The organism is Bacillus sp. JJ1609 (genome assembly GCF_036967045.1).
Lineage (GTDB): Bacteria > Bacillota > Bacilli > Bacillales > Cytobacillaceae > Mesobacillus.
In genome coordinates, this window is record NZ_JBALSS010000025.1 from 172,068 (window position 1) to 193,966 (window position 21,899).

Consider the following 21,899-nt stretch of genomic DNA (forward strand, 5'->3'; position numbering starts at 1 on the left):
ATTCGAAGTGAAAATCTGCCGCTGAGTGGTTATGGTAAGAACTCTCAGTGAATGCACCGATTACTAAATATCAAGATTTATCAAGAAGGACATCATTCGTCCTTCTTTTTTATTTTAAAAGGGGATACTAAGGGTAAATAATTGTACATGCGGTTAAAGAGAGGGGGACCAACATGAAGTTGAATATGCAGCTTGTGATTGCGTTTTTAGTTTCTTTAGCAGGATTCATTGCCATGTCATTGCTGGTACGAGCCAACCATATTATGCGCTTTGACGGGTACATAATTTCGTTCATCCAGGGTACTGAAACAGCCTGGCTGACAACAGTAATGAAATTCTTTACTTATATCGGAACAATTCGATTCATAGCGGTTCTTTCAATTTTTGTCTTGTTCTTCCTGTTAAAAGTGCTTAAGTACAGATTGGAAATATTAATTTATCTGGCTGTGGTTTTCTGTACGCCGATATTGAATAGATTATTGAAACTTTATTTTGAAAGAGCCCGTCCTGACCTGCACAGGCTGATTGAGATAGGCGGATATAGCTTTCCGAGCGGGCATGCGATGAATGCTTTTTCGTTTTATAGCATACTTGCTTTCCTGCTTTGGCGCCATGTTCCATCACGTCTAGGTAGAGTAACTGTTATTCTGATTAGCATTTTTATGATCGCAGCGATTGGGACAAGCAGGATTTATTTAGGAGTCCACTATCCAAGCGATGTGATTGCTGGCTATCTTGCAAGCGGTTTTTGGGTCTCGACCGTCATATGGGTGTTTCAAAGATATCAGGAAAGACACTTTCCAGCCATGGCCGGTGCTCAAAACTGATAGTGAAAAAGCCTGCTACCCTTCCGGAATAGCAGGCTTTCCTTTACTTTTCGGTCAGTTCTTCAATGCTTTTTCCTTCGACGAATTTGGGGGTCTCCAGTCCTAATAGTTCATAGACTGTCGGTGCGATGTCGAGGTTGGAGATTGGCTTTATTTTTTCCTGGTTTGAGATGTCTGGTCCCATCGCGATAAAGACTGCTTTAAGCTTCTCGCGTTCGGGGTCGCCGCCGTGCGTTCCTAAATCAATTGCAGGTTTTACGGCTTTTGACATGCCATTCCCCATTATATAGCCTGGAGCTGCCATTAAAAGCACATCCCCAGCATGGTTATCCTCCATGTTTGGCTTTCCTTTTTCAGTCAATCGCTTCACGTCTTGGTAAGGATAGCTGTTCGTTTGGAAAACATGGCTGTATAGGTCCTTTGTATTTTCTTCTAAGGAGACAAGGGAGAGACCTTCATTCCAAATGCTCGTCCACATCTCTGTCAGATGGTGTTTTACCACTTTTCCTTTTACATTTCTCTCAACTTTTACTTCTTTAAAAGCATTGATGATTTCTTCCCTTACCTGCTCATACTCACCTTGTGGAACGACTCCGTACTTTTCTCGTGATTTAAGGTTGATATAAATGTGAGCAGCTGATCCGCTTGGAATGGCAATCGCCTTCGATTTTTTCATGTCTACCTTGGCATCGGAAGTTTCAACAAGCAGTCCCTTGTTCTTTAAAACCTTGTTTGGCTCCAGCAACGAGTGGGCAGGCTCCATCCCGTGATCGGAAACTATGAATAAGTTTTCATTGTCCTCAAGAGACTTAGTGGTTTCTCCGACTACCTCATCTGCCACTTTGTAGGCCCATTCTATATTTTTCATATATCGCTGCGATTTTTCGGGAGTATACCCTGGCTGCCGAGGATCTGTCAGCAGATACAAATGCTCCTGGTGATCGATTTGCGGGGCATAGAACATGAGAAGGTCCGGATCGTATTCTTCTTTAATATATAACGATACATCTGTCACCCAATTTACGAATCGCTCCGCTATCTCTTCGTATTCCTTTCTGCTAATCCAGCCTTTTTGCAAAGCAATATCGTCATCCTGTGCCGGAAAAACACCAAATTTTTCACGAATTCCTTCTGTGAAGCCTTCCGGGCCATCAATCTCTCCGGAGGTGACGGCTGTCCTGTACATTTTTATTTCATTTTGTAAACGCTGGTCTCTAGGCGCAAACCGGAACCAAAAACCGGCTACTTGTTTATCTTGTACTTTTAAACTAAAGGATCCCCAGCCTTCACTTTTAACACCCTTGGTATCTGTCTCCAACTCTTTACTTTCTGAAATGATAAATTGATTGTAGTTTACCCTCTGGTCATTGGAAGAGTCGTAGCCCAATACATGCAGGGTTTGATCTTTGCCATCCTTTACTTTAATTTGGAAAGATGATTCCATGAGAGGACTATAGCTTTGAGGAGTGTTTTTCCAATTAGCAGCTTGTGTGAATTTGAGCTTCTCTTCTTTGCTAGGAGCCCATGTATCTCCGTAATAAACGGTATAGTCACCCTGTTTCCCAGTCTTCGGATTCGCTCCGGCAAAAGCAACTGTCGCCGTGGTCTTTCCTTGTTTTTTCGCCTCAACCCACAATGGGTTAACGTCCAGTTCGCTCATAAAAGCGTCCTGTTTGTTTGTTAAGGCTTTGTCAGGCTCCTGCCAAACATTGCTCACAATAGACGTTTTTATCGGAGGAGCTCCAGTTGCAATCGCTGCATGGGATGGTGCAGTAAGCGAAGGACTGACTGTTGTCGCATATTTTGCCATCGCTCCTTTTTTTACTACTTTTTCAATATTAGGCAGTTTCCCATCCTTCATATATCTTCTTGTCAAGTCATTTCTCATCCCATCGAAGGAAATCAGGATGACCTGGTGATTGCTTTTAGCAAGTGCTGATGACTCCGATGTATTTGATAAAAGTAAAGTCATTATTATGAGTGCTGTCAATATTCTTGTTGTCATAAAATCTCCCTTGATGCTTTTTTCTCTAGTTTGTTATACCTGATTTTTGAAGGGTTGAAACTTTTTTCATCATGGCTAATGTAAAAATAATTTGACGTTTTTATAAAAGCCTGGCCTTATCGTTTTAATTCACTGACAAATGGGAATAAGTAAGAAGAAAGACAAATACATATCATAGTTCTCTCACAATTTACTGTTATAAATGGTAGGGAATTGAGTTACTAAAATTTAACGCTGTTTGCTATTGTGATTTAATGAGCAATGGACCTTGGGAGGGGCATATGTACAAAAAACAGGAACGAATGCTAATTTGGCTGGCCTTTCTTGTGGCTGCGATCATGGGCCTGTCATTTATAGGACGCATTTTTGCAGGTTAGAAAAGGAGAATGTTAAATGGGAAATGAAGAATCGGTCTTTTTCAGCCGTGTCTTAACTGAGCTGACTTTATCATTCCATATCATTTACGCAACCATAGGGGTGGGCATCCCGCTCATGATCATGATTGCTCAATGGGTAGGAATCAAAAAACAGGATGAACATTATATTTTAATGGCACGGAGATGGACGCGGGGATTCGTCATTACCGTTGCAGTCGGAGTCGTGACCGGGACGGCAATCGGGCTCCAGCTATCTTTACTATGGCCGAACTTTATGGAGCTTGCTGGAAACGTCATTGCGCTTCCGCTCTTCATGGAAACATTCGCATTTTTCTTTGAAGCGATCTTTTTAGGTATTTATTTATACACATGGGACCGTTTTGAAAATCAGAAGAAGCACTTGCTTCTCTTAATTCCGGTTGCAATCGGCGCATCTTTTTCAGCTGTGTTCATTACGATTGTGAATGCGTTTATGAATGCACCGCAAGGCTTTGATCTTGTGAATGGCCAGCTGGTGAATATCAATCCCGTATTAGCGATGTTTAATCCAGCCATGCCAACAAAGGTAGCCCACGTCCTGGCAACAGCCTATATGACATCAGCGTTTGTTTTAGCATCGATTGGTGCTTATCGGCTTCTTAAGGGTTCAGATCATATTTACCATAAGAAAGCTCTGTTTTTAACAATGAAAATCGGGCTTATTTTTTCAATCGCTGCTGCTGTTATCGGTGATTTTTCCGGAAAATACCTGGCTGAATATCAGCCTGAAAAACTAGCTGCGGCAGAGTGGCATTTCGAAACGCATGAAGGGGCACCTTTAATGCTATACGGTTTGCTGGATGACGGAGAGGTTAAATATGCGATAAAAGTGCCATATGCACTAAGTATATTAGCTCACAGCAACCCGAAAGCAGAAGTCATTGGTCTCGACCAATTTAAGGAGGATGAAATCCCGCCACTATACATCCATTACCTCTTCGACAGCATGGTGACGATTGGCATGTGGTTGACAGGTTTATCACTTCTCTATGTGCTGGGAGTTTGGTTTAAAATGAGTTTTATACACTCCAGATGGTTTCGCTGGCTGCTCGTCCTCGGTGGTCCGCTGTCGATTCTCGCCATCGAACTAGGCTGGTGGTTTGCTGAAGTCGGACGCCAGCCATGGATCCTCCGCGGCATTTTGCGAACCGAGGAAGCCGCAACAACAAGCGGCCAGGTAGACACCATGCTGCTCATGTTCGCTGGACTTTATCTTATATTGGGAATCGGAAGTGTAGTCGTGCTGACAAGGATGTTCCGCAAAAATACGGTGGAACAGGAGCTCGCTGACAGGGAATTGGAGAGGGGAGGTGACATACGATGACACTTGAGATTATCGGGATTTCGGTCCTTTGGCTCTTTCTGTTTGGTTATGTCATCGTCGCCTCTATTGACTTTGGTGCAGGATTTTTTAATGCTTACAGTTTATTCAGGGGGAAACAGCATATTTTAACGCGGATTATCCAGCGCTATCTTTCGCCGGTGTGGGAAGTGACGAATGTGTTCCTTGTCTTCTTTTTCGTAGGAATTGTCGGCTTCTTCCCTAAAACAGCCTATTATTATGGAACGATTCTGCTCGTTCCAGCGAGCATCGGGGTTGTTTTGCTTGCAGTCCGGGGAGCCTACTATGCATTTACCACCTATGGCGGACTTCAGCATAAAAGATACACCTATTTATATGGACTCTCAGGCTTGTTTATCCCAGCTTCATTATCCATTGTGCTGACCATTTCGGAAGGCGGATATGTCAGTGAGAAGGCATCAGGGCTTGAACTTGATTACTGGGCTCTGTTCACTAGCCCGCTGACATGGAGTATTGTTGTTCTTAGTTTGGCTGCTGTTCTGTATATTTCAGCTGTATTTTTAACATGGTACGCAAATAAAGCTCAGGACAAACCGGCAACAGAACTGCTCCGGAAATATGCGCTTATCTGGTCAGTACCCACGATTGTTACTGCTACAGGAATCATCGTTGAGCTTAAGGACCATAACCCTGAGCATTACAGCCGCTTAATGGACTTTTGGTGGCTTTTCGCAATCTCGTTTATCTTATTCGCAGGGACTGTTTATCTGGTTGGGAAAGGGAAAGCTTATGGTGTGGCGTTCGGGTTATTGACAGGACAATTCCTGATTGCCTTTTTCGCCTATGGCATCTCCCATTATCCATATTTGCTTTATCCTTACCTGACGATTTATGACAGTTTCACTAATGAAGCGATGGCCATCGCTCTGATCATCGCTTTTGTAGCTGGACTAGGGCTGCTGCTCCCATCATTATATTTGCTGCTGCGGCTGTTCTTGTTTAACAAGGATTATGTTCAGGGCAAAAGAAATGACCATGCATAGGAGGAATAAACATGGCTGAGTTTTTAATGTTCTATGCTCCTTTTGTCGTCATCATCGGGTCCATCGCTGTTGCATTTTGGCTGGCGAGGAAGGACGGAGCAAATAAAGAGCGGGAATAAACAAACAAAAAGCTGTAAAACCGCCTGGTTTTACAGCTTTTCTATTTGAAGGATCTAACACAATTTACGCCATAAAGTGGAACTATTAACGACTGATGTACTCTCTATGATGGAATAGGCAGCGTTCGTAATCGCCTGGGCCATAGTTTCGCCAGTTGCACGGACGTCATTAAACCAAACCTCAGATTCCCCAGCAGCACTGAATTTGTAACCGAGATTTTCTAATTTTTCTGCAACCATCATTGCATGGTCAAGGTTTTGCTCCGGCTGAAAATCAGAATCATTGATAAAAACACTTTTCTCATCATCATACCAGCGGTCCCACCTATTTAACTTCCAACCAAGGATCCTTCTTGCAATAGCGTCTGTTTTGTTCAATTGCTTCTACCTCCTCTTTACGGGATATTTTGTTTTAATTTGATAGATGTGGTCTGGAGTTTGCTTTTACAATACAAACACATTGTTGTATAACAGTTTACTTGTTTTTATTATATTATATAACAAGAGATGAAAACAACTAAAATAGTTTTATAATTTTTAAAAAATTGCGTAGGCTTAATTTTTTTGTGATGCTGGTTTGCCTGGTAATCTTTCTAATAATTGATATGGGCGTACCTTAAATGCTTCAAATGGTACAGAATATCCTTTCATCGCATCCAGAACTTGAGGAATAAACTTTCCTCTTTTAAAATAATGAGGAAGAGTCAACGGATCTAACTTCACAAAGCGGACATCCTGGGTCTCAGCAGAGGTCCTTAAATTTCCCCCAATGCATTTGCCGTGAAATACAATTGAAATGGTGTTTCCGTTTGAGTAAACACCTGTTACGCCAAACAGCTTAACCTGTATTCCGGTTTCCTCGAGAATTTCCCTATGCAGTGCAATGTCTAAAGTTTCTCCATCATCCACTCCGCCACCGGGGAGCTCCCACGTATCCGATCTCCAATATGTTTTAACCAATAATGTTTCTTCTTTATCATTTGTAATAAAACCGCTTACTGTTACATTTTGATGTGACTGATGGTCTGTACCTGTTGGAGTTAAAAAATCCTGATGATAATCTGAGTAAAGCTTGCCTAATTTTAATAGCTGCGCCTCTGCTTGCTGATTTAATTGATCCTTTTTTACTCTCTCTTCAATTTTCAAAAAGTCCTCAAAGCTTGAATAATGCCACATTGTTAAAACTTCTGTTTCATCGGAAGTTAACCAGCGGCCAATTAATTCAGCTCCATTTTTTAGCTGGTTCGGCTTCACGTATTCTTCAAAGTATTGATTAAACTCTTTCATTTTTCCTGTGCAAACCTTGTGAATTTCTCTTCTGCAGAACATGAAAACCCTCTCTTTAAAAAATTAAATCGGAAATATTTTATTGTATGAAGGAGAAAATTTACTGTGTCTTATCAAAAGTAATAAAGTCTGTGAAAATTTATCAGCCATTTTGAGCACCTTAAAAAAGGGGGTGACAAAATATGAGTGAAAAACAAATCAGTGTGCCTAACGTAAAATTAGGCGGGGAAATCGTAAAGGAAAAAGGTAGAACAAATGGGGAACTTGGCAAGGATCAGGGTTTTGATGCAAAAAGCAATAAAAAATAATGGCAGAAAAGAGGGCAAACGATGACAAACCCTAATGATAACCGCGAACGAAAGAATAAGTATCCAAATAATAAAAAGCAAGAAAATGCGTCTGGTATCCGAAGTGAAATCACTCAAAAGGATATGAAGAAATAAACAATGAAAAAAGGCGGGACTAACCCCGCCTTTTAAAACTTGATTAAGTGATTCAATGCGTTTTCAAATAAAAATTGAGTAAGTAGGATTTTTATCGTGGAGGATGAAACAAGTATTTATTCTCCTTACAGCACTATTTTATTTTCCGCTTAAAGCTTGCATGAATCTCTGCAGGCTTTTTTGCTGTCTTTAATAAATTCAGCATTGAAATAGGGATTTTCTTTGATATTAGAAAAAACTATATTAAAAAATTTTTGACAATATGAACATCTGTACATATAATAAAACAAAAAGTTGCACTAGGTAAAAACTATAGTGTGGAGGAAAAAAAGATGGCTGGGACTAATATGGTGACATTGTTTGAAGGTCAAAAAGGTGATTTCATTAAAATTTTGAATCTCACTCTAGAAGGAACAATGCGAAGAAGATTGCTTGATCTCGGTTTCGTGCCTGGAGCGATTGTGGAGGTTATAAGGAAAAGTCCACTTGGTGACCCTATTGCATTTCGGGTGTGCAGTACATCTATTGCGTTAAGAAAAGAAGAAAGTATAAGTATAGAAGGGGAGCTGGTTAACAATGGTTGAGCGATATCGGATTGCGCTGGCAGGAAACCCAAACACCGGTAAGAGTACTTTATTTAACACATTGACCGGCTTAAAACAGCATACGGGAAATTGGGCAGGTAAAACGGTTGATATTAAAGAAGGATCGTTTTTATTTAAAGGAAAGTCCTATTCCATGATTGACCTGCCAGGTACGTATTCACTGTTTTCCAATTCACTGGATGAGGAATCAGCACGGGATTACATCATTTTCGAAAAACCAGATCTTACTGTTGTTGTTTTAGATGCAACTGCCCTCGAGCGAAATATGAATTTGGCCCTGCAGGTGATGGAACTGACTGAAAAAGTGATTGTATGCATCAATTTAATTGACGAGGCTGAAAAAATGGGCATTAAAATTAATGAGAAAATTTTGATGAGACGCTTGGGAGTACCTGTTATCAAAATATCTGCCCGAAACAAAACAGGTCTGCCTCTGCTGCTGGATACAATGGAAAGAGTGATAACCGGAGCAATTCCATGTTCGCCTTTGCAAATTACCTATGATGATGAAACGGAACAAAAGATCGATAGTCTTTTACCAAAGGTTCAAAGTGTTTTCGGGGATAAAGTGCCTGCCAGATGGCTCTCGTTAAGACTTTTGGATGGAGATAAAAAGCTGCTGGAGGAATTGATGCAAAGGCATCTTAAGAAGGAGGTCTCAAGCTAATGGGGTATACATCATTAGAAAAACAGCAAATGTTGAATACTCTGTTCGATCATGCAGAGCAATTCTCATCAGAAAAAACACGTGACAAGATTGTAGAAGCGCTATACCGGAACAGCAGCCAATTTATAGCAGAAGGAGTTAGATATTCAAAGACGAAGCATGACCAGCGAACGGAGCGATTAGATGCTATACTAACCTCGCCAATTTGGGGATTTCCGATTATGCTTCTTATGCTAGGAGCTGTTTTTTACTTAACAATAGCGGGTGCTAATATCCCTTCCTCCATGCTCGCTGATTTTTTCGGCTGGCTTGAAGGATACATTACGATGCTTTTTACCATGGTGAATGCACCTGAGTGGCTTCACGGGGTATTGGTGCTAGGGTTTTACCGTGGAACTACGTGGGTCATAAGCGTGATGCTGCCGCCGATGGCTATCTTTTTCCCGACTTTCGCTCTTCTTGAGAATTATGGGTATCTTCCCAGGGTTGCTTTTAATATGGACCGACTGTTTAAAACTGTAGGAGCTCACGGAAAGCAATCGCTCACCATGGCTATGGGATTTGGCTGTAATGCAGCAGCCATGATGTCAACGAGAATTATAGAATCTCCGCGGGAAAGGATTCTGGCAATCCTGACAAACAACTTCGTACCCTGTAATGGCAGATGGGGGACATTGATTTTACTGGCATCCCTGTTTATGGCGGCTAATTTTACCGGCGGGATTAAATCACTAGTAACCACCTCAGTCATAGTAGGCATCGTATTATTTGGCATCATTGTCACGTTCTCTGTTTCTTGGATTCTATCAAAAACCGTATTAAAAGGTGTTCCAACCCACTATACGCTGGAGCTGCCACCATATAGAAAGCCCAAAATCTTCGATACGGTTATTCGTTCGTCGTTAAACAATTCAGTTTCAGTGCTTAATCGAGCGGTTAAGGTTGCAGCCCCTGCTGGGATCTTGACCTGGGTATTGGCAAATATCGATATCAACGGCACGAGTATTTTGCTGCACATGGTCCAATTCATGGATCCGCTTGGACAAATGATCGGTCTGGATGGTTATATTCTCATGGCCTTCATAATCGGATTGCCTGCAAACGAGATAGTCTTACCTGTCCTTTTGATGGGTTACCTCTCAACAGGTGAATTAATCGATACCGGTGGAATCGATAATATTAAGCAGGTATTCCTTGATCATCACTGGACTTGGCTGACAGCGTTAAACATGATGCTATTTTCACTGCTGCACTACCCATGCGGAACGACATTAATTAATATTTACAAAGAAACGAAAAGCAAAAAATGGACTTTTCTGGCCTTTATCATTCCAACAGCCATCGCTTTAGGTGTTACTTTCATCATTGCTCAAACAGTAAGGTATTTTGGGTGGCTTTGATAAGTACAGATTAATAGCAGATAAAAAATAAGGCAGTGCATTTAAAAAAATGCACTGCCGATTTTTGTTTTACGAATAAGGCATTTATGCCATTATCCTTCAACAGGATTTTTAGGCCCATTAAGATTCAATTGATAAAAAGCTAAATCAAGCCATCTATTGAATTTAAATCCTGCTTTTTCTATTGTACCGGAATGAACAAAACCGAAATTTTTATGCATTGCAATACTTTTCTCATTAGCAGCATCAATTCCAGCTATTAAAGTCCTATACTCTCTTTCATTGGCAATCGCTATTAATTCTTTCATTAAGGAAGTTCCAATTCCTTTTTTCCTGTAATCCTTATCCACATAAATTGAATGCTCTATTGTATATTTGTATGCAGGCCAAGCTCTAAAGGGGCCAAAAGTTGCAAATCCAACTACTTTATTATCCAGTTCACTTACTATAATCGGATAACCCTCATCCATCTTTTGTTTATACCATATTTCTCTGTTTTCAAGAGTTTGAGGTTGATAGGAGTATACTGCAGTTGAGTTGAGAATTGCATCGTTATATATATTTAAAATATCCTGTAAGTCCTTTTCTTGGATATATCTGATCAAAATATTATTCGCCCCCATGTGTCTAATGTCTAATATGCCGTAAATTATAACAAAAAACATACAGTAATCGGTTATGTTTGTCAGATAATCTGACATTTTTTTAATCAAAAGTGAAAAAATTTTCCCAAGGGTTTGCCAGTGATTTACTCTGGTAACAAAAGTGATTAAAGGCAATGAGGTGAAATGATTGACGAGGAGGGGACCATTTACTTAAGGAGAAAAATCAGCAGAATTTTGTAAGTTATATTAAGGTATACCGATCCAAATTAATAAAGAACACTTATTTTCAAACAGGGATGCCGCAGTAATACCACTTAATTTAATAATTTTTGATATTTTACAATAAGTTTATCTAAATTCTGGCTTAAACGGATTGTTTCGGAATGGGCAAAACCTTGATTCTTCCCAACCTTGATAAGTTCTTCACGGTAGTATTCAATTTTTAATAAAAGTATTTCTTTTCTTAGTTCCATAACTTAGACCTCAAGGGGAAAAGTATTATTGGTAATCAAAATGTTGTTCTTACAAAATTAGACATGTGTAAGTCTCATTTTACCAATAATGAGTTTTAAATGGAAGTTGGAATTACAGATAATTAATGGCATTTTTTACTTCTGATTAGCTAATAAAAGGTACGCAATAAAGAGTGAGGACTAAAAGCTGGCACGCCTTATCGTGAGGCAGCCAGCCTTTTAGTCCTCCAAGTTAGACTCCTCTTTTATACGAGGATTGTTTTAATAGCTATAAAGTGATAATAATCGGTCCATTTTTGGTAAGGATGATTGTATGTTCACATTGTGCTACAAAGCTGTTTTCTGTCACATATGTCCATTCATCGTCTTCATTTTGAAAAACTTCCTCTTCGCGATTTGAGATGAATGGTTCGAATGCGATTACCATTCCTTCTTTTAAAAGCTCATCATCCCAAGGCTCATGATAATTATAAATATGATCAGGGGCCTCATGAATAGTTCGGCCAATCCCATGTCCAGTAAGGTTCTTTATAACGGTTAGTCCGTTTTTTCTGGCAGTCGCAATAACGGCCTTGCCAAGTCCGCTTTTCTTGGAGCCTGGTTTCGCTTTTTTTAGACCAGCTTCAAACGCTTCGACAGCAGTATTGCATAATTTAGTCAAAAGAGGATCGCCTTCTCCTACCACAAAGGAAATTCCAGTGTCGGCAAAATAGCCATTCTTCGAGCCTGAAACATCTATATTTACAACGTCGCCTTCCTTGATCACACGACTGCCTGGAATGCCATGTGCTACCTCTTCATTAACGCTTATACAAGTGTATCCAGGAAAATTGTATTCACCCTTCGGAGCAGAAATCGCTCCATGCTCTTCAAATAGGCTGCCGGCGATTTCATCAAGTTCCTTTGTTGTAATACCCGGTACTGTTTTTTGTACTAATTCCTCTCGAATCAAGGACACGATTTTTCCAATTTCTTTTAATCCGTTAAAATCTTCTTCTGTCTTTGCTATCATTGTTAATCCCTTCCAATATCAATTGATTTCATCTTACATATGATTTTATTAGAGTATCCTTTTTTAGTGTGAAAATCCATTCAAAACACCTTTATACTTTATCAACATTCTGAAGAATATCTCATTTTGAATACATCTGCTATTAAGAAGCTGATTATTAATATAGAAAATAAAAACTTCAGGGGAGCGGAAAGCGAACATCCTGGAGTGGAAATCAACTTATCTACGCCACAAAGTATACGTAATTAGCCTTTCAAAAAAAACTGCAGGGAAAACCCTACAGTTCTTTTTGGTATTTTGTCATAATCAAATTGCTCTTTGGCCAAACAAAACCGATGGTTGCTCCAATTAAAGCTGGGATGATCCAGCCGAGGCCAATTTCGTAAAGTGGAAGGTAATCCATGTAGAATGCTTTAACGGAATTGAAAAATGAGAATGTCATATTTGGTAAGCTAGCAGCTAATGCGCTATAGCCATCAAAAAAGCTTACAAAGAATGTAAGCAGCATGGAGGCTGCGTAAACGCTTTGTTTATGGCCGAATAATGGCGAGAATAAAGTTAACAGGATAAGGACTATTGCTAAAGGATACAGGAACATTAATACCGGCACCGCAAATTGGATGATATTGTTTAACCCGAAGTTTGCGATTGTAAATGAAACGGTACACAGTACCAGTACAAACATTTGGTAACTGACTTTAGGAAATAGATTATGGAAAAATTCACTGCATGCTGTAATAAGTCCAATACTTGTTTTAAGGCAGGCAAGAACAATGATGATTGCAAGTAAAATTGCGCCGAAAGATCCAAAATAGTGCTGAGCAACAGCTGCAAAAATCTGTCCGCCATTATCAAAGGTACCGATAGCGTTTATACTCGATGCTCCCATATACGTAATTAGTCCGTAAATGAGCATCATTAAAGCCATCGCAAAAATACCTGATTTCAAGGTGGCATTAGCTATATCCTTCGTTTTCGTGATTCCCTGTCCCTTTATAGCATTGATGACAACAATCCCAAATGCTAGTGATGCGAGGGCATCCATTGTATTATAACCCTCTTTGAAACCTGTAATAAAAGCTAAATTAATATAGTCTCCAGAAGGTTCTCCAAAGTTCCCCATTGGTTTGAAGATGGAAGTTAAAATTAATACAAATAAAAAGACAAGAAAAGCCGGTGTTAAATATTTTCCGATGTAGTCCATGACCTTTGCAGGATGTAGTGAAAAAAAGTAAACAATGGCAAAGAATACGAAGCTGAAGATTCCGAGCCATAAGCTTGCCTGCCCCTGATTAATGTATGGTTCAAAGCCGACTACAAAAGGGACGGTAGCTGTCCGTGGAATCGCGAAAAAGGGACCAATCGTTAAATAAAGAGCCATGGCAAAAACCACACCGAAGAGCGGATGAACCCTGCTGGCTAAATCACGAAGGCCATTACTTCCTGAAAGACCAATCGCTAAAATTCCCAAAAATGGCAAGCCGATGGCTGTTACTAAAAAGCCAATTAATGCTTGCCAAAAGTTTGTTCCGGCAAGTTGCCCCAGCTGGATTGGAAAAATCAAATTTCCCGCACCAAAGTACATTCCGAAAAGCATGGTTCCAATGACTCCATAGGTAGAAAAAGATATTTTTTGCTTCATCCAAATTGCTCCTGTTCTAGTTGTATTAATCTCGAGGGGGGTTTATAAGCTGACAATCTAAGAAAATACCTTCACTTATAAGACCCCTCAAGCATTTCTCTTAAGTAGGTAGAATAAAACTCACTATATATTTTTGAGCGCTACAAGTCAATTGAAAGTTTTTAGTATTTTTAGAATCTTGAGGCATGCCATATGTCCCCGGAAATAATCTCCTATTCTTTTTATTTCCTTTCTGTGAACAAAATGAACAAAAGGTTTAATAAGTTTTTAATGCTGTTTAAATGGATAATCTGTTAAAAATTCAAAAACTTTGTAAAATTAAGAAAACGCTTACAAGGGGGAATTAAAAATGTTTTCTATGAAGAAATTTTCAGCAGTAATGTGTGCAGGAGCACTGGCAATTAGCCTTGGTGCTTGCAGCAGTCAAGGGACATCTAGCTCTGAAGGTAAGGAAGAAAGTTCAGGCTATCCTACAAAAGCAATTAGCGTTGTGGCACCATCTGGAGCAGGCGGGGGATGGGATTTAACAGCTCGTTCATTTACAAAGGTATTAAGTGAAACAAAGATTGTAGAGCAGCCTTTGACAGTTGAAAACAAGCCGGGTGGAGGCGGTGCTGTGTTTATGGCTGAATATGCAACTGCGCAAGCGGAAAATAACGATATGCTCTTTGTCAATTCGCCTCCGATCATCATCAACAATTTGAAAAAAGAAGGAAACAGCCCGTACGGTGTTAAAAATACAACACCTTTGGCTCAGCTGACAAAGGATTATGGTGCCATTGTTGTTAAAGAGGATTCGAAATTTACGGACTTAAAGTCTGTTCTGGAAGAGGTAAAGAAAGACCCTACTAAACTTACATTTGCCGGAGGTTCTGCACCAGGTTCAATGGATCACTTGATCTCCATCCTTCCAGCTTTTAAATACGGAGTTGATCCAACAAAGGTAAAATATGTTTCGTATGATGGCGGTGGTGAAGCGATTACTGCATTGCTTGGTGGTAACGCAGATGTAATTGGTACCGATGCCTCCAGTGTTAAAGAATTTTTAAAGGCTGGCAAGGTAAGAGTGTTGGCTGTGACTTCAACTGAGCGTTTATCTGGTGATTTTAAAGATATTCCAACCGCAAAAGAACAGGGTGTCGATGCTGAGTTTACAATTTGGCGCGGAGTATTTGGCCCTGAAAAAATGTCAAAAGAAGCAAAAGCTTATTGGGATAAAGCAATCAAGCAGCTTGTTGACTCTCCTGAATGGAAGAAGGAAGTAGAGACTCAGGGATGGGATTTCGACTATAAAAACAGTGCTGATTTTAATACGTTCTTAGAAGAACAAGAAGGCCAGATCCAGCAATTATTAGCCGCCCTGGGCATGCAGAAGTAATTCAAGTAGGGGGAGGATTACTTCTCCTTCCCCTATTTTTTGAAAGGAGATTGCAATGAGTATTCAATTTGATCGGTTTGCCTCTGTTTTATTCTTGGTTACAGGTGTTCTTTTTATGGTTGGAAGCAGGCAGCTCGCGAGTTCGTCATATGGCAGTGCTGTTGGCCCTGATATATTTCCTTTTTTTCTTGGCATCATCCTGGTTTTGTTAAGTATCCGTTTATTTTATGAAACATTCATCACTAAAAATCAGCAGGGCTCTGAAGAAAAATTACTGTATAAACCCTTCATGATCATTTTTGCTGCAACATTGGTTTATATTTTGACGCTGGAAACAATCGGGTATGTCATTACGACCTTTTTATTTTTATTTGTTTGTTTTCAAACGATGGAACGTTCGAAGGTTGTCTCATCCCTTTTAATATCTGCTAGTTTTTCTGGACTTGTCTACTTTTTGTATGTGGAAATTTTAAAAGGTACACTGCCAGGCTGGCCAATCTGGCTTTCGTAATTTGGGAGTAACCTTTAGGAAGGAGTTTGAAAAATGAGTACACTCGACTATTTATTTCAGGGATTCGGAACTGCACTTATATGGTATAACATCCTTTTTGCCTTCATTGGGGTCTTAATCGGCACCGCAGTAGGTGTTCTTCCCGGGATTGGACCGATGAGCGGTGTAGCCCTGCTTATTCCGGTAACTGCTTCCGTTACTAGCTGGCTTCCACCTGAACAAGCGGCAACGAGCGCTATTATTCTGCTTGCTGGAGTCTATTACGGGGCAATGTATGGCGGTTCCACCACATCTATTCTATTAAATACTCCAGGAGAATCCTCTTCTGTTGTGACAACGCTGGACGGTTACCAGATGGCCAAGAAAGGAAGGGCGGGAAGTGCCTTATCCATTGCGGCAATTGGTTCTTTCGTGGCGGGAATTGTCACAATCCTAGCCCTCATTGCTTTAGCTAAACCTTTATCAGCTGTTGCGCTTAAATTTGGCCCTGCAGAATATTTTTCATTAATGCTTTTAGGGTTAGGGGCTGTCAGTGGACTGGCCGGGAAATCAGTAACAAAGGCTTTGATCATGACTGTTACTGGGCTATTGCTGGGAACGATCGGAATTGATAGTGTTTCAGGCATTGCCAGATTTACATTTAATGTCCCATGGCTGTATCAGGGAATTGAGTTTTTAACAATAGCCGTAGGATTGTTCGCGCTTGGAGAGGTTTTTAAGACGATTTTAGAAAAAGATGAGGAAGAGACTGAAATCGCGAAGATCAATAATTTATTACCATCAAAGGCTGAGCTGAAAGAATCAGCTGGACCAATTGCGCGCGGTTCGATATTAGGTTTTTTTGTGGGGATATTGCCAGGGGCAGGGGCAACCCTTGCATCCTTCTTTTCTTATATTCTTGAAAAAAAGATTTCTAAAAATCCATCGATGTTTGGAACTGGAGCCATTGCAGGTGTTGCCGCACCAGAATCAGCGAATAACGCAGCCTCTGGCGGCGCAATGATTCCGCTATTAACTTTAGGTATTCCGGGATCTGGTACGACTGCTATTTTAATGGGAGCCTTGATGATGTACAACGTTCAGCCGGGACCCCTATTATTTGAGGACCATCCGCAGGTAGCCTGGGGACTTATTGCCAGTATGTTTATTGGAAACATCATGCTTTTAATATTAAATCTTCCACTTGTAAAAGTGTTTGCGAAAATTATTCAAACACCTAAACAATTCTTGATTCCAATGATTATTGCCATATCGATTTTTGGTGTTTATGCAGTCCAGGTGTCGACTAATGATCTTTTATTGTTATTGGGATGCGGTATATTAGGATACTTCCTAAGCAAGAACGATTATCCAATCGCCCCACTTGTTCTCGGCTTAGTGTTAGGGCCAATGGTCGAGAATAACCTGCGAAGAGCTTTAACAATCTCTAATGGAGATTTCAGTGTTTTTGTATCTCGTCCGATTTCTCTCGTTTTTCTCTTGATTACCGTCCTTTGGCTGCTAGTGCCATTCATGATGAAAAGACGAGGCAAAGATGTAATTATTAATCTTGAAGGGTAAATTATTGAAATAGTAAAAAAACTCCTTTTTATAAGGAGTTTTTTTACTATAATGAGATTAGAGGTGTTAACGTGCGACTACATACAAAATTATTGCTTTTAATTTTTATCCTAATGATTTCGATTGGAGCTATTTTTGAAGTTACTTTTAAAAATATCCTGGAATCTAACCTTAAAAAGGAAATAGGTTCTAAAGCACTGTCGGTTGCCCAATCAATTTCCAATATGCCTGAAATTGAAAGGGCTTTCCATACAGAAAATCCTGCATCGATTATTCAGCCGATTGCTGAGAGCATTCGAAAACAAGTAGGGGCGGAATTTATCGTGATCGGGAACCGAGATGAAATCCGATATTCCCATCCAAATCCCAAGCGATTAGGACAAAAAATGGTAGGGGGAGATAATGGGCGTGCTTTTAAGGGAGAGTCTGTTATTTCGGAATCAACAGGCACACTTGGTCCCTCACTGAGGGGAAAAGCCCCAATCTTTAGCCAGGGAGAAGTGATAGGTGTGGTGTCTGTCGGATATCTTCAGACAGATATAGAAAAGGAGATTTCAAAGATACAGAAGAAAATCTTTGCTGCAACGTTCCTTATTCTAATAGGAGGCTTACTAGCAGCATCGCTAATCTCTTTAAATATAAAAAAAGCGCTGTTTGGACTTGAACCAAAAGAGATTGCGTGGATGTATCAGGAGAAGCATGCAATATTAGAGTCCATTCATGAAGGCATAATTGCAATCGATACTGATGGGCGGATAACGGTGGTAAATGAAACAGCACATGAAATTTTGCAAGTTCCCAATGAAATCCTGCTCCGTGGAAAAAGAATTGAAGAAGTATTAGAAAATACGAATCTTCTTGAAGTAGTCGGTACAGGACAGGCGGAATATGATAAGGAAATTATGATTAATGGAGAGGTCTTTTTAGCAAACCGCATTCCTATTTTTAATAAAAGAGGGAATGTAATTGGCGCTGTAGCAAGTTTGCGGAATAAGTCAGAGCTTGCTCATTTGCTTCAGGAATTATCCCATATAAAATCCTATGCGGAAGGATTGCGCGCCCAGACCCATGAATATTCCAACCGTCTCTATACCCTTCTAGGGTTAATTCAGCTTGGCTCTTATAAAGAAGCAATTGATTTTATCTCAAAAGAAGTAGATGTTGCCCAGGGTTTTATTCAATTTTTAATGAAGGAAATACCAGATCCGATTATTGCCGGATTTATACTAGGCAAGGTTAGCCTGGCAAGCGAATTAAAAGTTGATTTTACAATAGACAGGGAGAGCAGCTTTAAAGATCTTCCCGATGAGATTAACAGAGATGCTTTGGTTACCATTATTGGGAACCTCGTCAATAATGCTTTTGAAGCCGTTAGAGAAAATGGAAAAGAAGATAAAAGGGTCTTGCTGTTTTTGACCGATCTCGGCAAAGAGCTGATTATAGAAGTAGAAGATAATGGACAAGGCATTGATCGTAAAAGCAGTGACCATATCTTTAAAGCTGGTTTTACAACGAAGATCAAGAGCAGTAATGCAGGAATTGGACTCAGTTTAGTTCAAAAAGCCATTAATCAACTAGGGGGATATATCACATATTCTTCAAATGCGGGAGAAGGTACAGTTTTCACAGTGGCGATACCAAAAAAGCAGGGAGAAGTGAACGATGGGGAAACGGGATATCGAAGTGTTAATTATTGAGGATGACTTGAGGATCGCTGAAATACAAAAACGGTTTATCGAACAAATTGAAGGATTTCAAACTGTGGGGATTGCAGCGGGGTATGTTGAAGCTAAAACCTTAATTGATATCTTAAAGCCGGATTTGCTCTTACTTGATGTTTATTTTCCCGATATGAACGGATTGGAATTATTAAAAGAAATCAAACTGCATACTAAACAAATGGATGTTATTATGATTACTGCTACAAAGGAAATTGATAAAGTGCAAGAGGCTATTAGTATCGGAGTATTCGATTATATTATTAAACCATTAGTTTTTGAACGATTTAAACAATCTCTGCTTCGATATCAGGAATTCTACGAAAAATTAGAGCAACTAGGTGAAGAGAATAATGTTGTTACACAGCAGCAGGTAGACAAATTGTTACGAAAAGAAATGAATGACATTACTAGTGAAAAGTCTTACCTTCCAAAAGGGATTGATCGTTTGACGCTTGAAAAAGTGATGGAGGTCATTGGAAAGGTTGAAGTGGGGCTTACTGCAGAAAGTGTCGCAAAAGAGATTGGTGTAAGCAGAACAACTGCAAGGCGTTATCTGGAACATCTGGTGTCTATAGATAAAATAGAAGCCGATTTGACTTACGGAACAGTTGGCCGTCCGGAACGCGTTTATATGAGTATAGGATAAATTTACTTTTTTACAAGGGCATCCGTATTTTATGTGTAGATTTGCAACAAGGAGAAAGAAGCATGAGAATCGACCTCATGCTTCTTTTTGCTTGATATGGTTCAGTGGTTTCATGGCTGCTGTATTATAGCTACGCCCCAGATTTAAATACTTTATCATTAAGCCGTTTAGTAAAATCTGGCTTTTTAACATCCAGCTTAGCGATGATTACACCCATTAATACAAGCGAGGCTCCTGCATATCCTTTTACGGGCAGGATTTCCCCTGCGAAAATCAAGGCGAAGAATGCGGCGAAAACTGGCTCTAGAGAAAATATAAGACCTGTGTGTGCTGGGGTAGTGTATTTTTGTGCTGCTGTCTGACCGATAAATCCAACTGCACTGCATAGTACACTTAAGGCTAATATAGAAATCCACGATCCCTTTGTTAAAGGAAGATGAGGCGTTTCAAAAATAAACGAAAATACAAGCCCCCATGCCCCGCTAAAGCCGAGCTGCAGAATCCCAAGTGCTACGGAATCAACATGTTTCGTCAACTTATCTGTCATAATGATATAAATGGAATAAAGTAATGCGCCTAAAATGACCAGGATGTCTCCAGGGTTAATCTTTAATCCATTATTTAAGGTTAAAAGCGCAATACCTGTAATCGAAAGGACAATTCCAATGACAACCTTTTTTTCAGTCTTCTTTTTTAAAATAACAGCAATGATGATCGGGACGAATACGACTGCGAGACTAAATAAAAAACCTGCATTTGAGATGGATGTGAATTTTACTCCAATCGTTACAACGGCAACTAATAAGAAAAGAATGGTTCCTAGTAAAAATCCGTATTTAACAGTTTGCAGATCGATGAGCTTGAAGCGTTTATAAAATACGGCACCAGCTAAAACGAAGGCAATACAAAACCGTAATGCAATCAAATTAAATTCTTCAATAGACTCAAGACCAAATCTCGTAAACAAATAAGATGATCCCCAAAACATCGTGATAATCAACATTACCAGATCTGCAGTAAATTGCTTGTTTACTCCAATTCCTTTTACTTTCCCATCGTATATTTTCGAGGACATTTTTTCACCTTACCTTTCGCGAATTGATTATATTTGTTAGTATAATTGTAAGAATTGAATAATAAAAATGAATGTTTTTAAAAGTTTGAATGAATAAAATTCATGTAAACAGGTGAGGAAATTGTCTCTTGCCAAATTTGAAATATTTAGTACGGTTGTTGAATTAGGGAGCCTTACTAAAGCGGGAGAGAAACTTGGCTTAACCCAATCAGCGGTTAGCCATGCCATTGCCAGTCTGGAATCGGAATGGGGATTTTCAATCCTCAATCGTGGACGTTCAGGGATTAATTTGACTAGTAACGGAGAACGGATATTAAGATACATACGTGAAATTTTAAAATGGAACGAAGAAATGGTCCAAGAGATCGCGAATATTAATGGACTTGAAATAGGTATAGTGCGAATTGGAACGATATCGAGCGTATCCGTTCATTGGCTTCCGGAAATTTTGAAAATATTTAACGAGCATCACCCTGCTATTGAAATTAAATTGCTTGAAGGCGATTATGATGATGTTGAAAATTGGGTATCGTCTGGTTTGGTTGATTTTGGTTTTGTCTCCATACCGACATCACAAAACCTGGAAAGCATTCCTTTGAAGAAGGATAAAATGTTGTGTATCATTTCTGATCAGCATCCCTTCGCACAGCAGAGTGTGATTCGTTTTGAGCAAATAAGGAACGAGGCTATCATCATGTCCAAAAAAGGGAGCGACAATGATTTAAACCGGATTTTAAAAGAAAACCGTGTCACGCCTAACATAAAATTTGAGCTTACAGATGACCAGGCAATTATTTCAATGGTAGGAAACGGAATGGGAATCGGTATACTTCCTGAAATGGTTTTACATCGGATCCCATCCAATGTTCGAATACTCAATCTAGAGGGAGATCATTATCGGACTATTGGTATTGCAGCTCAATCATTCCATACTCTTGCACCAGCCACTAAAAAGTTTATAGACTATTTGAAGAAATGGGTGTTCAAGCAAAATGAGATGCAATAACGGCTTAACTATTTTTATTTTATCTGGTATATGGTAAGAGAAACAAAGTCTGGCAGTCTGCTGTTCTAAAAGTTTGTTGTTTTAAATGGATTGTTTGAAAGCAAAACATTGAAAAATAAGTTGATTGGAGCGGATATGCGAGACTCCTCCGAAAA

General features: G+C 39.7%; 22 protein-coding genes. 14 read left to right on the plus strand and 8 right to left on the minus strand.

The window, feature by feature from the left end; all coding sequences use genetic code 11:
* Nucleotides 1-173 precede the first annotated feature (173 nt).
* Nucleotides 174-827 (plus strand): phosphatase PAP2 family protein, encoded by a 654-nt coding sequence (locus V7654_RS18640; RefSeq protein ID WP_335432264.1) that lies wholly within the window; start codon nucleotides 174-176, stop codon nucleotides 825-827.
* A 43-nt stretch (nucleotides 828-870) separates the two neighbouring features.
* Here V7654_RS18640 and V7654_RS18645 read toward each other — a convergent pair whose 3' ends face one another.
* Nucleotides 871-2,832, minus strand: coding sequence for an alkaline phosphatase family protein (locus V7654_RS18645; protein ID WP_335432265.1), 1,962 nt, complete (start codon nucleotides 2,830-2,832; stop codon nucleotides 871-873).
* A gap of 393 nt (nucleotides 2,833-3,225) precedes the next feature.
* Between V7654_RS18645 and V7654_RS18650 the strand changes: the two genes are divergently transcribed.
* The 3 genes from V7654_RS18650 to cydS are packed head-to-tail and all read left to right on the plus strand — an operon-like array spanning nucleotide 3,226 to nucleotide 5,713.
* Nucleotides 3,226-4,572 carry a cytochrome ubiquinol oxidase subunit I gene (locus tag V7654_RS18650; protein WP_335432266.1) on the plus strand — a complete coding sequence of 449 codons (1,347 nt, stop codon included), beginning with the start codon at nucleotides 3,226-3,228 and terminating at the stop codon, nucleotides 4,570-4,572.
* Nucleotides 4,569-5,594 (plus strand): cytochrome d ubiquinol oxidase subunit II, encoded by a 1,026-nt coding sequence (locus V7654_RS18655; protein ID WP_335432267.1) that lies wholly within the window; start codon nucleotides 4,569-4,571, stop codon nucleotides 5,592-5,594. The genes V7654_RS18650 and V7654_RS18655 overlap by 4 nt, the downstream gene beginning before the upstream one ends.
* Nucleotides 5,595-5,605: 11 nt before the next feature.
* The gene (gene cydS / locus V7654_RS23950) at nucleotides 5,606-5,713 is read left to right on the plus strand and encodes a cytochrome bd oxidase small subunit CydS (protein ID WP_438825322.1); all 108 of its coding nucleotides are present in this window, start codon (nucleotides 5,606-5,608) and stop codon (nucleotides 5,711-5,713) included.
* A 54-nt stretch (nucleotides 5,714-5,767) separates the two neighbouring features.
* Here the strand turns inward: cydS and V7654_RS18660 are convergent, their stop codons facing one another.
* Complete coding sequence (locus V7654_RS18660) at nucleotides 5,768-6,091, minus strand: BC1872 family protein (RefSeq protein ID WP_335432268.1); 324 nt, start codon at nucleotides 6,089-6,091, stop codon at nucleotides 5,768-5,770.
* Between the two features lie 177 nt (nucleotides 6,092-6,268).
* Nucleotides 6,269-7,000, minus strand: a complete 732-nt coding sequence (locus tag V7654_RS18665) for an NUDIX hydrolase (RefSeq protein WP_335432270.1) — start codon at nucleotides 6,998-7,000, stop codon at nucleotides 6,269-6,271.
* A gap of 182 nt (nucleotides 7,001-7,182) precedes the next feature.
* Here V7654_RS18665 and V7654_RS18670 point away from each other — a divergent pair, with 182 nt between their 5' ends.
* From V7654_RS18670 to V7654_RS18685, 4 genes are all read left to right on the plus strand, one after another.
* Nucleotides 7,183-7,308 carry a hypothetical protein gene (locus tag V7654_RS18670; RefSeq protein ID WP_335432271.1) on the plus strand — a complete coding sequence of 42 codons (126 nt, stop codon included), beginning with the start codon at nucleotides 7,183-7,185 and terminating at the stop codon, nucleotides 7,306-7,308.
* A gap of 467 nt (nucleotides 7,309-7,775) precedes the next feature.
* A complete protein-coding gene (locus V7654_RS18675) occupies nucleotides 7,776-8,027 on the plus strand; it encodes a FeoA family protein (protein WP_335432272.1) in 252 nt (83 codons plus the stop codon).
* Nucleotides 8,020-8,715, plus strand: coding sequence for a FeoB small GTPase domain-containing protein (locus V7654_RS18680; protein WP_335432274.1), 696 nt, complete (start codon nucleotides 8,020-8,022; stop codon nucleotides 8,713-8,715). The genes V7654_RS18675 and V7654_RS18680 overlap by 8 nt, the downstream gene beginning before the upstream one ends.
* Nucleotides 8,715-10,115, plus strand: coding sequence for a nucleoside recognition domain-containing protein (locus V7654_RS18685; RefSeq protein ID WP_335432275.1), 1,401 nt, complete (start codon nucleotides 8,715-8,717; stop codon nucleotides 10,113-10,115). The genes V7654_RS18680 and V7654_RS18685 overlap by 1 nt, the downstream gene beginning before the upstream one ends.
* 92 nt (nucleotides 10,116-10,207) lie before the next feature.
* On the opposite strand, the gene V7654_RS18690 is transcribed toward V7654_RS18685, so the two are convergent.
* The 4 genes from V7654_RS18690 to brnQ form a co-directional block, all read right to left on the minus strand.
* Nucleotides 10,208-10,738 (minus strand): GNAT family N-acetyltransferase, encoded by a 531-nt coding sequence (locus V7654_RS18690; RefSeq protein ID WP_438825325.1) that lies wholly within the window; start codon nucleotides 10,736-10,738, stop codon nucleotides 10,208-10,210.
* A gap of 296 nt (nucleotides 10,739-11,034) precedes the next feature.
* Nucleotides 11,035-11,193 (minus strand): aspartyl-phosphate phosphatase Spo0E family protein, encoded by a 159-nt coding sequence (locus tag V7654_RS18695; RefSeq protein WP_335432276.1) that lies wholly within the window; start codon nucleotides 11,191-11,193, stop codon nucleotides 11,035-11,037.
* A gap of 268 nt (nucleotides 11,194-11,461) precedes the next feature.
* Entirely contained in the window at nucleotides 11,462-12,205 is a 744-nt protein-coding gene (map, locus tag V7654_RS18700; protein WP_335432277.1) for a type I methionyl aminopeptidase, read from the minus strand.
* Nucleotides 12,206-12,482: 277 nt separating this feature from the next.
* The gene (gene brnQ, locus V7654_RS18705) at nucleotides 12,483-13,847 is read right to left on the minus strand and encodes a branched-chain amino acid transport system II carrier protein (RefSeq protein WP_335432278.1); all 1,365 of its coding nucleotides are present in this window, start codon (nucleotides 13,845-13,847) and stop codon (nucleotides 12,483-12,485) included.
* Nucleotides 13,848-14,196: 349 nt separating this feature from the next.
* On the opposite strand from brnQ, the gene V7654_RS18710 reads away from it, so the two are divergent.
* The 5 genes from V7654_RS18710 to V7654_RS18730 all read left to right on the plus strand — a co-directional run bounded on the left by V7654_RS18710 (nucleotide 14,197) and on the right by V7654_RS18730 (nucleotide 19,663).
* Nucleotides 14,197-15,225 (plus strand): Bug family tripartite tricarboxylate transporter substrate binding protein, encoded by a 1,029-nt coding sequence (locus V7654_RS18710; protein ID WP_335432279.1) that lies wholly within the window; start codon nucleotides 14,197-14,199, stop codon nucleotides 15,223-15,225.
* Between the two features lie 55 nt (nucleotides 15,226-15,280).
* The gene (locus V7654_RS18715) at nucleotides 15,281-15,736 is read left to right on the plus strand and encodes a tripartite tricarboxylate transporter TctB family protein (protein ID WP_335432280.1); all 456 of its coding nucleotides are present in this window, start codon (nucleotides 15,281-15,283) and stop codon (nucleotides 15,734-15,736) included.
* Between the two features lie 33 nt (nucleotides 15,737-15,769).
* Nucleotides 15,770-17,296, plus strand: a complete 1,527-nt coding sequence (locus tag V7654_RS18720) for a tripartite tricarboxylate transporter permease (protein WP_335432282.1) — start codon at nucleotides 15,770-15,772, stop codon at nucleotides 17,294-17,296.
* 92 nt (nucleotides 17,297-17,388) lie between these two features.
* Nucleotides 17,389-18,993 carry a sensor histidine kinase gene (locus tag V7654_RS18725; protein ID WP_335432283.1) on the plus strand — a complete coding sequence of 535 codons (1,605 nt, stop codon included), beginning with the start codon at nucleotides 17,389-17,391 and terminating at the stop codon, nucleotides 18,991-18,993.
* Nucleotides 18,959-19,663, plus strand: a complete 705-nt coding sequence (locus V7654_RS18730) for a response regulator (RefSeq protein WP_335432285.1) — start codon at nucleotides 18,959-18,961, stop codon at nucleotides 19,661-19,663. Before V7654_RS18725 ends, V7654_RS18730 begins: the two co-directional genes overlap by 35 nt.
* A gap of 130 nt (nucleotides 19,664-19,793) precedes the next feature.
* Here the strand turns inward: V7654_RS18730 and V7654_RS18735 are convergent, their stop codons facing one another.
* Nucleotides 19,794-20,738, minus strand: a complete 945-nt coding sequence (locus V7654_RS18735) for a DMT family transporter (RefSeq protein ID WP_335432286.1) — start codon at nucleotides 20,736-20,738, stop codon at nucleotides 19,794-19,796.
* Between the two features lie 121 nt (nucleotides 20,739-20,859).
* Here V7654_RS18735 and V7654_RS18740 point away from each other — a divergent pair, with 121 nt between their 5' ends.
* Entirely contained in the window at nucleotides 20,860-21,744 is an 885-nt protein-coding gene (locus V7654_RS18740) for a LysR family transcriptional regulator (RefSeq protein WP_335432306.1), read from the plus strand.
* The last annotated feature ends 155 nt before the right edge of the window (nucleotides 21,745-21,899 follow it).

Excerpts from the sequence above, each read along its gene's own strand:
- V7654_RS18675 (WP_335432272.1), top strand. The coding sequence starts at position 7,776 with ATGGCTGGGACTAATATGGTGACATTGTTTGAAGGTCAAAAAGGTGAT.
- V7654_RS18715 (WP_335432280.1), top strand. The coding sequence starts at position 15,281 with ATGAGTATTCAATTTGATCGGTTTGCCTCTGTTTTATTCTTGGTTACA.
- V7654_RS18665 (WP_335432270.1), bottom strand. The coding sequence starts at position 7,000 with ATGAAAGAGTTTAATCAATACTTTGAAGAATACGTGAAGCCGAACCAG.
- V7654_RS18690 (WP_438825325.1), bottom strand. The coding sequence starts at position 10,738 with ATGGGGGCGAATAATATTTTGATCAGATATATCCAAGAAAAGGACTTA.
- V7654_RS18645 (WP_335432265.1), bottom strand. The coding sequence starts at position 2,832 with ATGACAACAAGAATATTGACAGCACTCATAATAATGACTTTACTTTTA.
- V7654_RS18640 (WP_335432264.1), top strand. The coding sequence starts at position 174 with ATGAAGTTGAATATGCAGCTTGTGATTGCGTTTTTAGTTTCTTTAGCA.
- V7654_RS18720 (WP_335432282.1), top strand. The coding sequence starts at position 15,770 with ATGAGTACACTCGACTATTTATTTCAGGGATTCGGAACTGCACTTATA.
- V7654_RS18695 (WP_335432276.1), bottom strand. The coding sequence starts at position 11,193 with ATGGAACTAAGAAAAGAAATACTTTTATTAAAAATTGAATACTACCGT.
- V7654_RS18655 (WP_335432267.1), top strand. The coding sequence starts at position 4,569 with ATGACACTTGAGATTATCGGGATTTCGGTCCTTTGGCTCTTTCTGTTT.
- V7654_RS18685 (WP_335432275.1), top strand. The coding sequence starts at position 8,715 with ATGGGGTATACATCATTAGAAAAACAGCAAATGTTGAATACTCTGTTC.
- V7654_RS18670 (WP_335432271.1), top strand. The coding sequence starts at position 7,183 with ATGAGTGAAAAACAAATCAGTGTGCCTAACGTAAAATTAGGCGGGGAA.
- cydS (WP_438825322.1), top strand. The coding sequence starts at position 5,606 with ATGGCTGAGTTTTTAATGTTCTATGCTCCTTTTGTCGTCATCATCGGG.
- V7654_RS18650 (WP_335432266.1), top strand. The coding sequence starts at position 3,226 with ATGGGAAATGAAGAATCGGTCTTTTTCAGCCGTGTCTTAACTGAGCTG.
- map (WP_335432277.1), bottom strand. The coding sequence starts at position 12,205 with ATGATAGCAAAGACAGAAGAAGATTTTAACGGATTAAAAGAAATTGGA.
- V7654_RS18735 (WP_335432286.1), bottom strand. The coding sequence starts at position 20,738 with ATGTCCTCGAAAATATACGATGGGAAAGTAAAAGGAATTGGAGTAAAC.
- V7654_RS18730 (WP_335432285.1), top strand. The coding sequence starts at position 18,959 with ATGGGGAAACGGGATATCGAAGTGTTAATTATTGAGGATGACTTGAGG.
- V7654_RS18680 (WP_335432274.1), top strand. The coding sequence starts at position 8,020 with ATGGTTGAGCGATATCGGATTGCGCTGGCAGGAAACCCAAACACCGGT.
- brnQ (WP_335432278.1), bottom strand. The coding sequence starts at position 13,847 with ATGAAGCAAAAAATATCTTTTTCTACCTATGGAGTCATTGGAACCATG.
- V7654_RS18710 (WP_335432279.1), top strand. The coding sequence starts at position 14,197 with ATGTTTTCTATGAAGAAATTTTCAGCAGTAATGTGTGCAGGAGCACTG.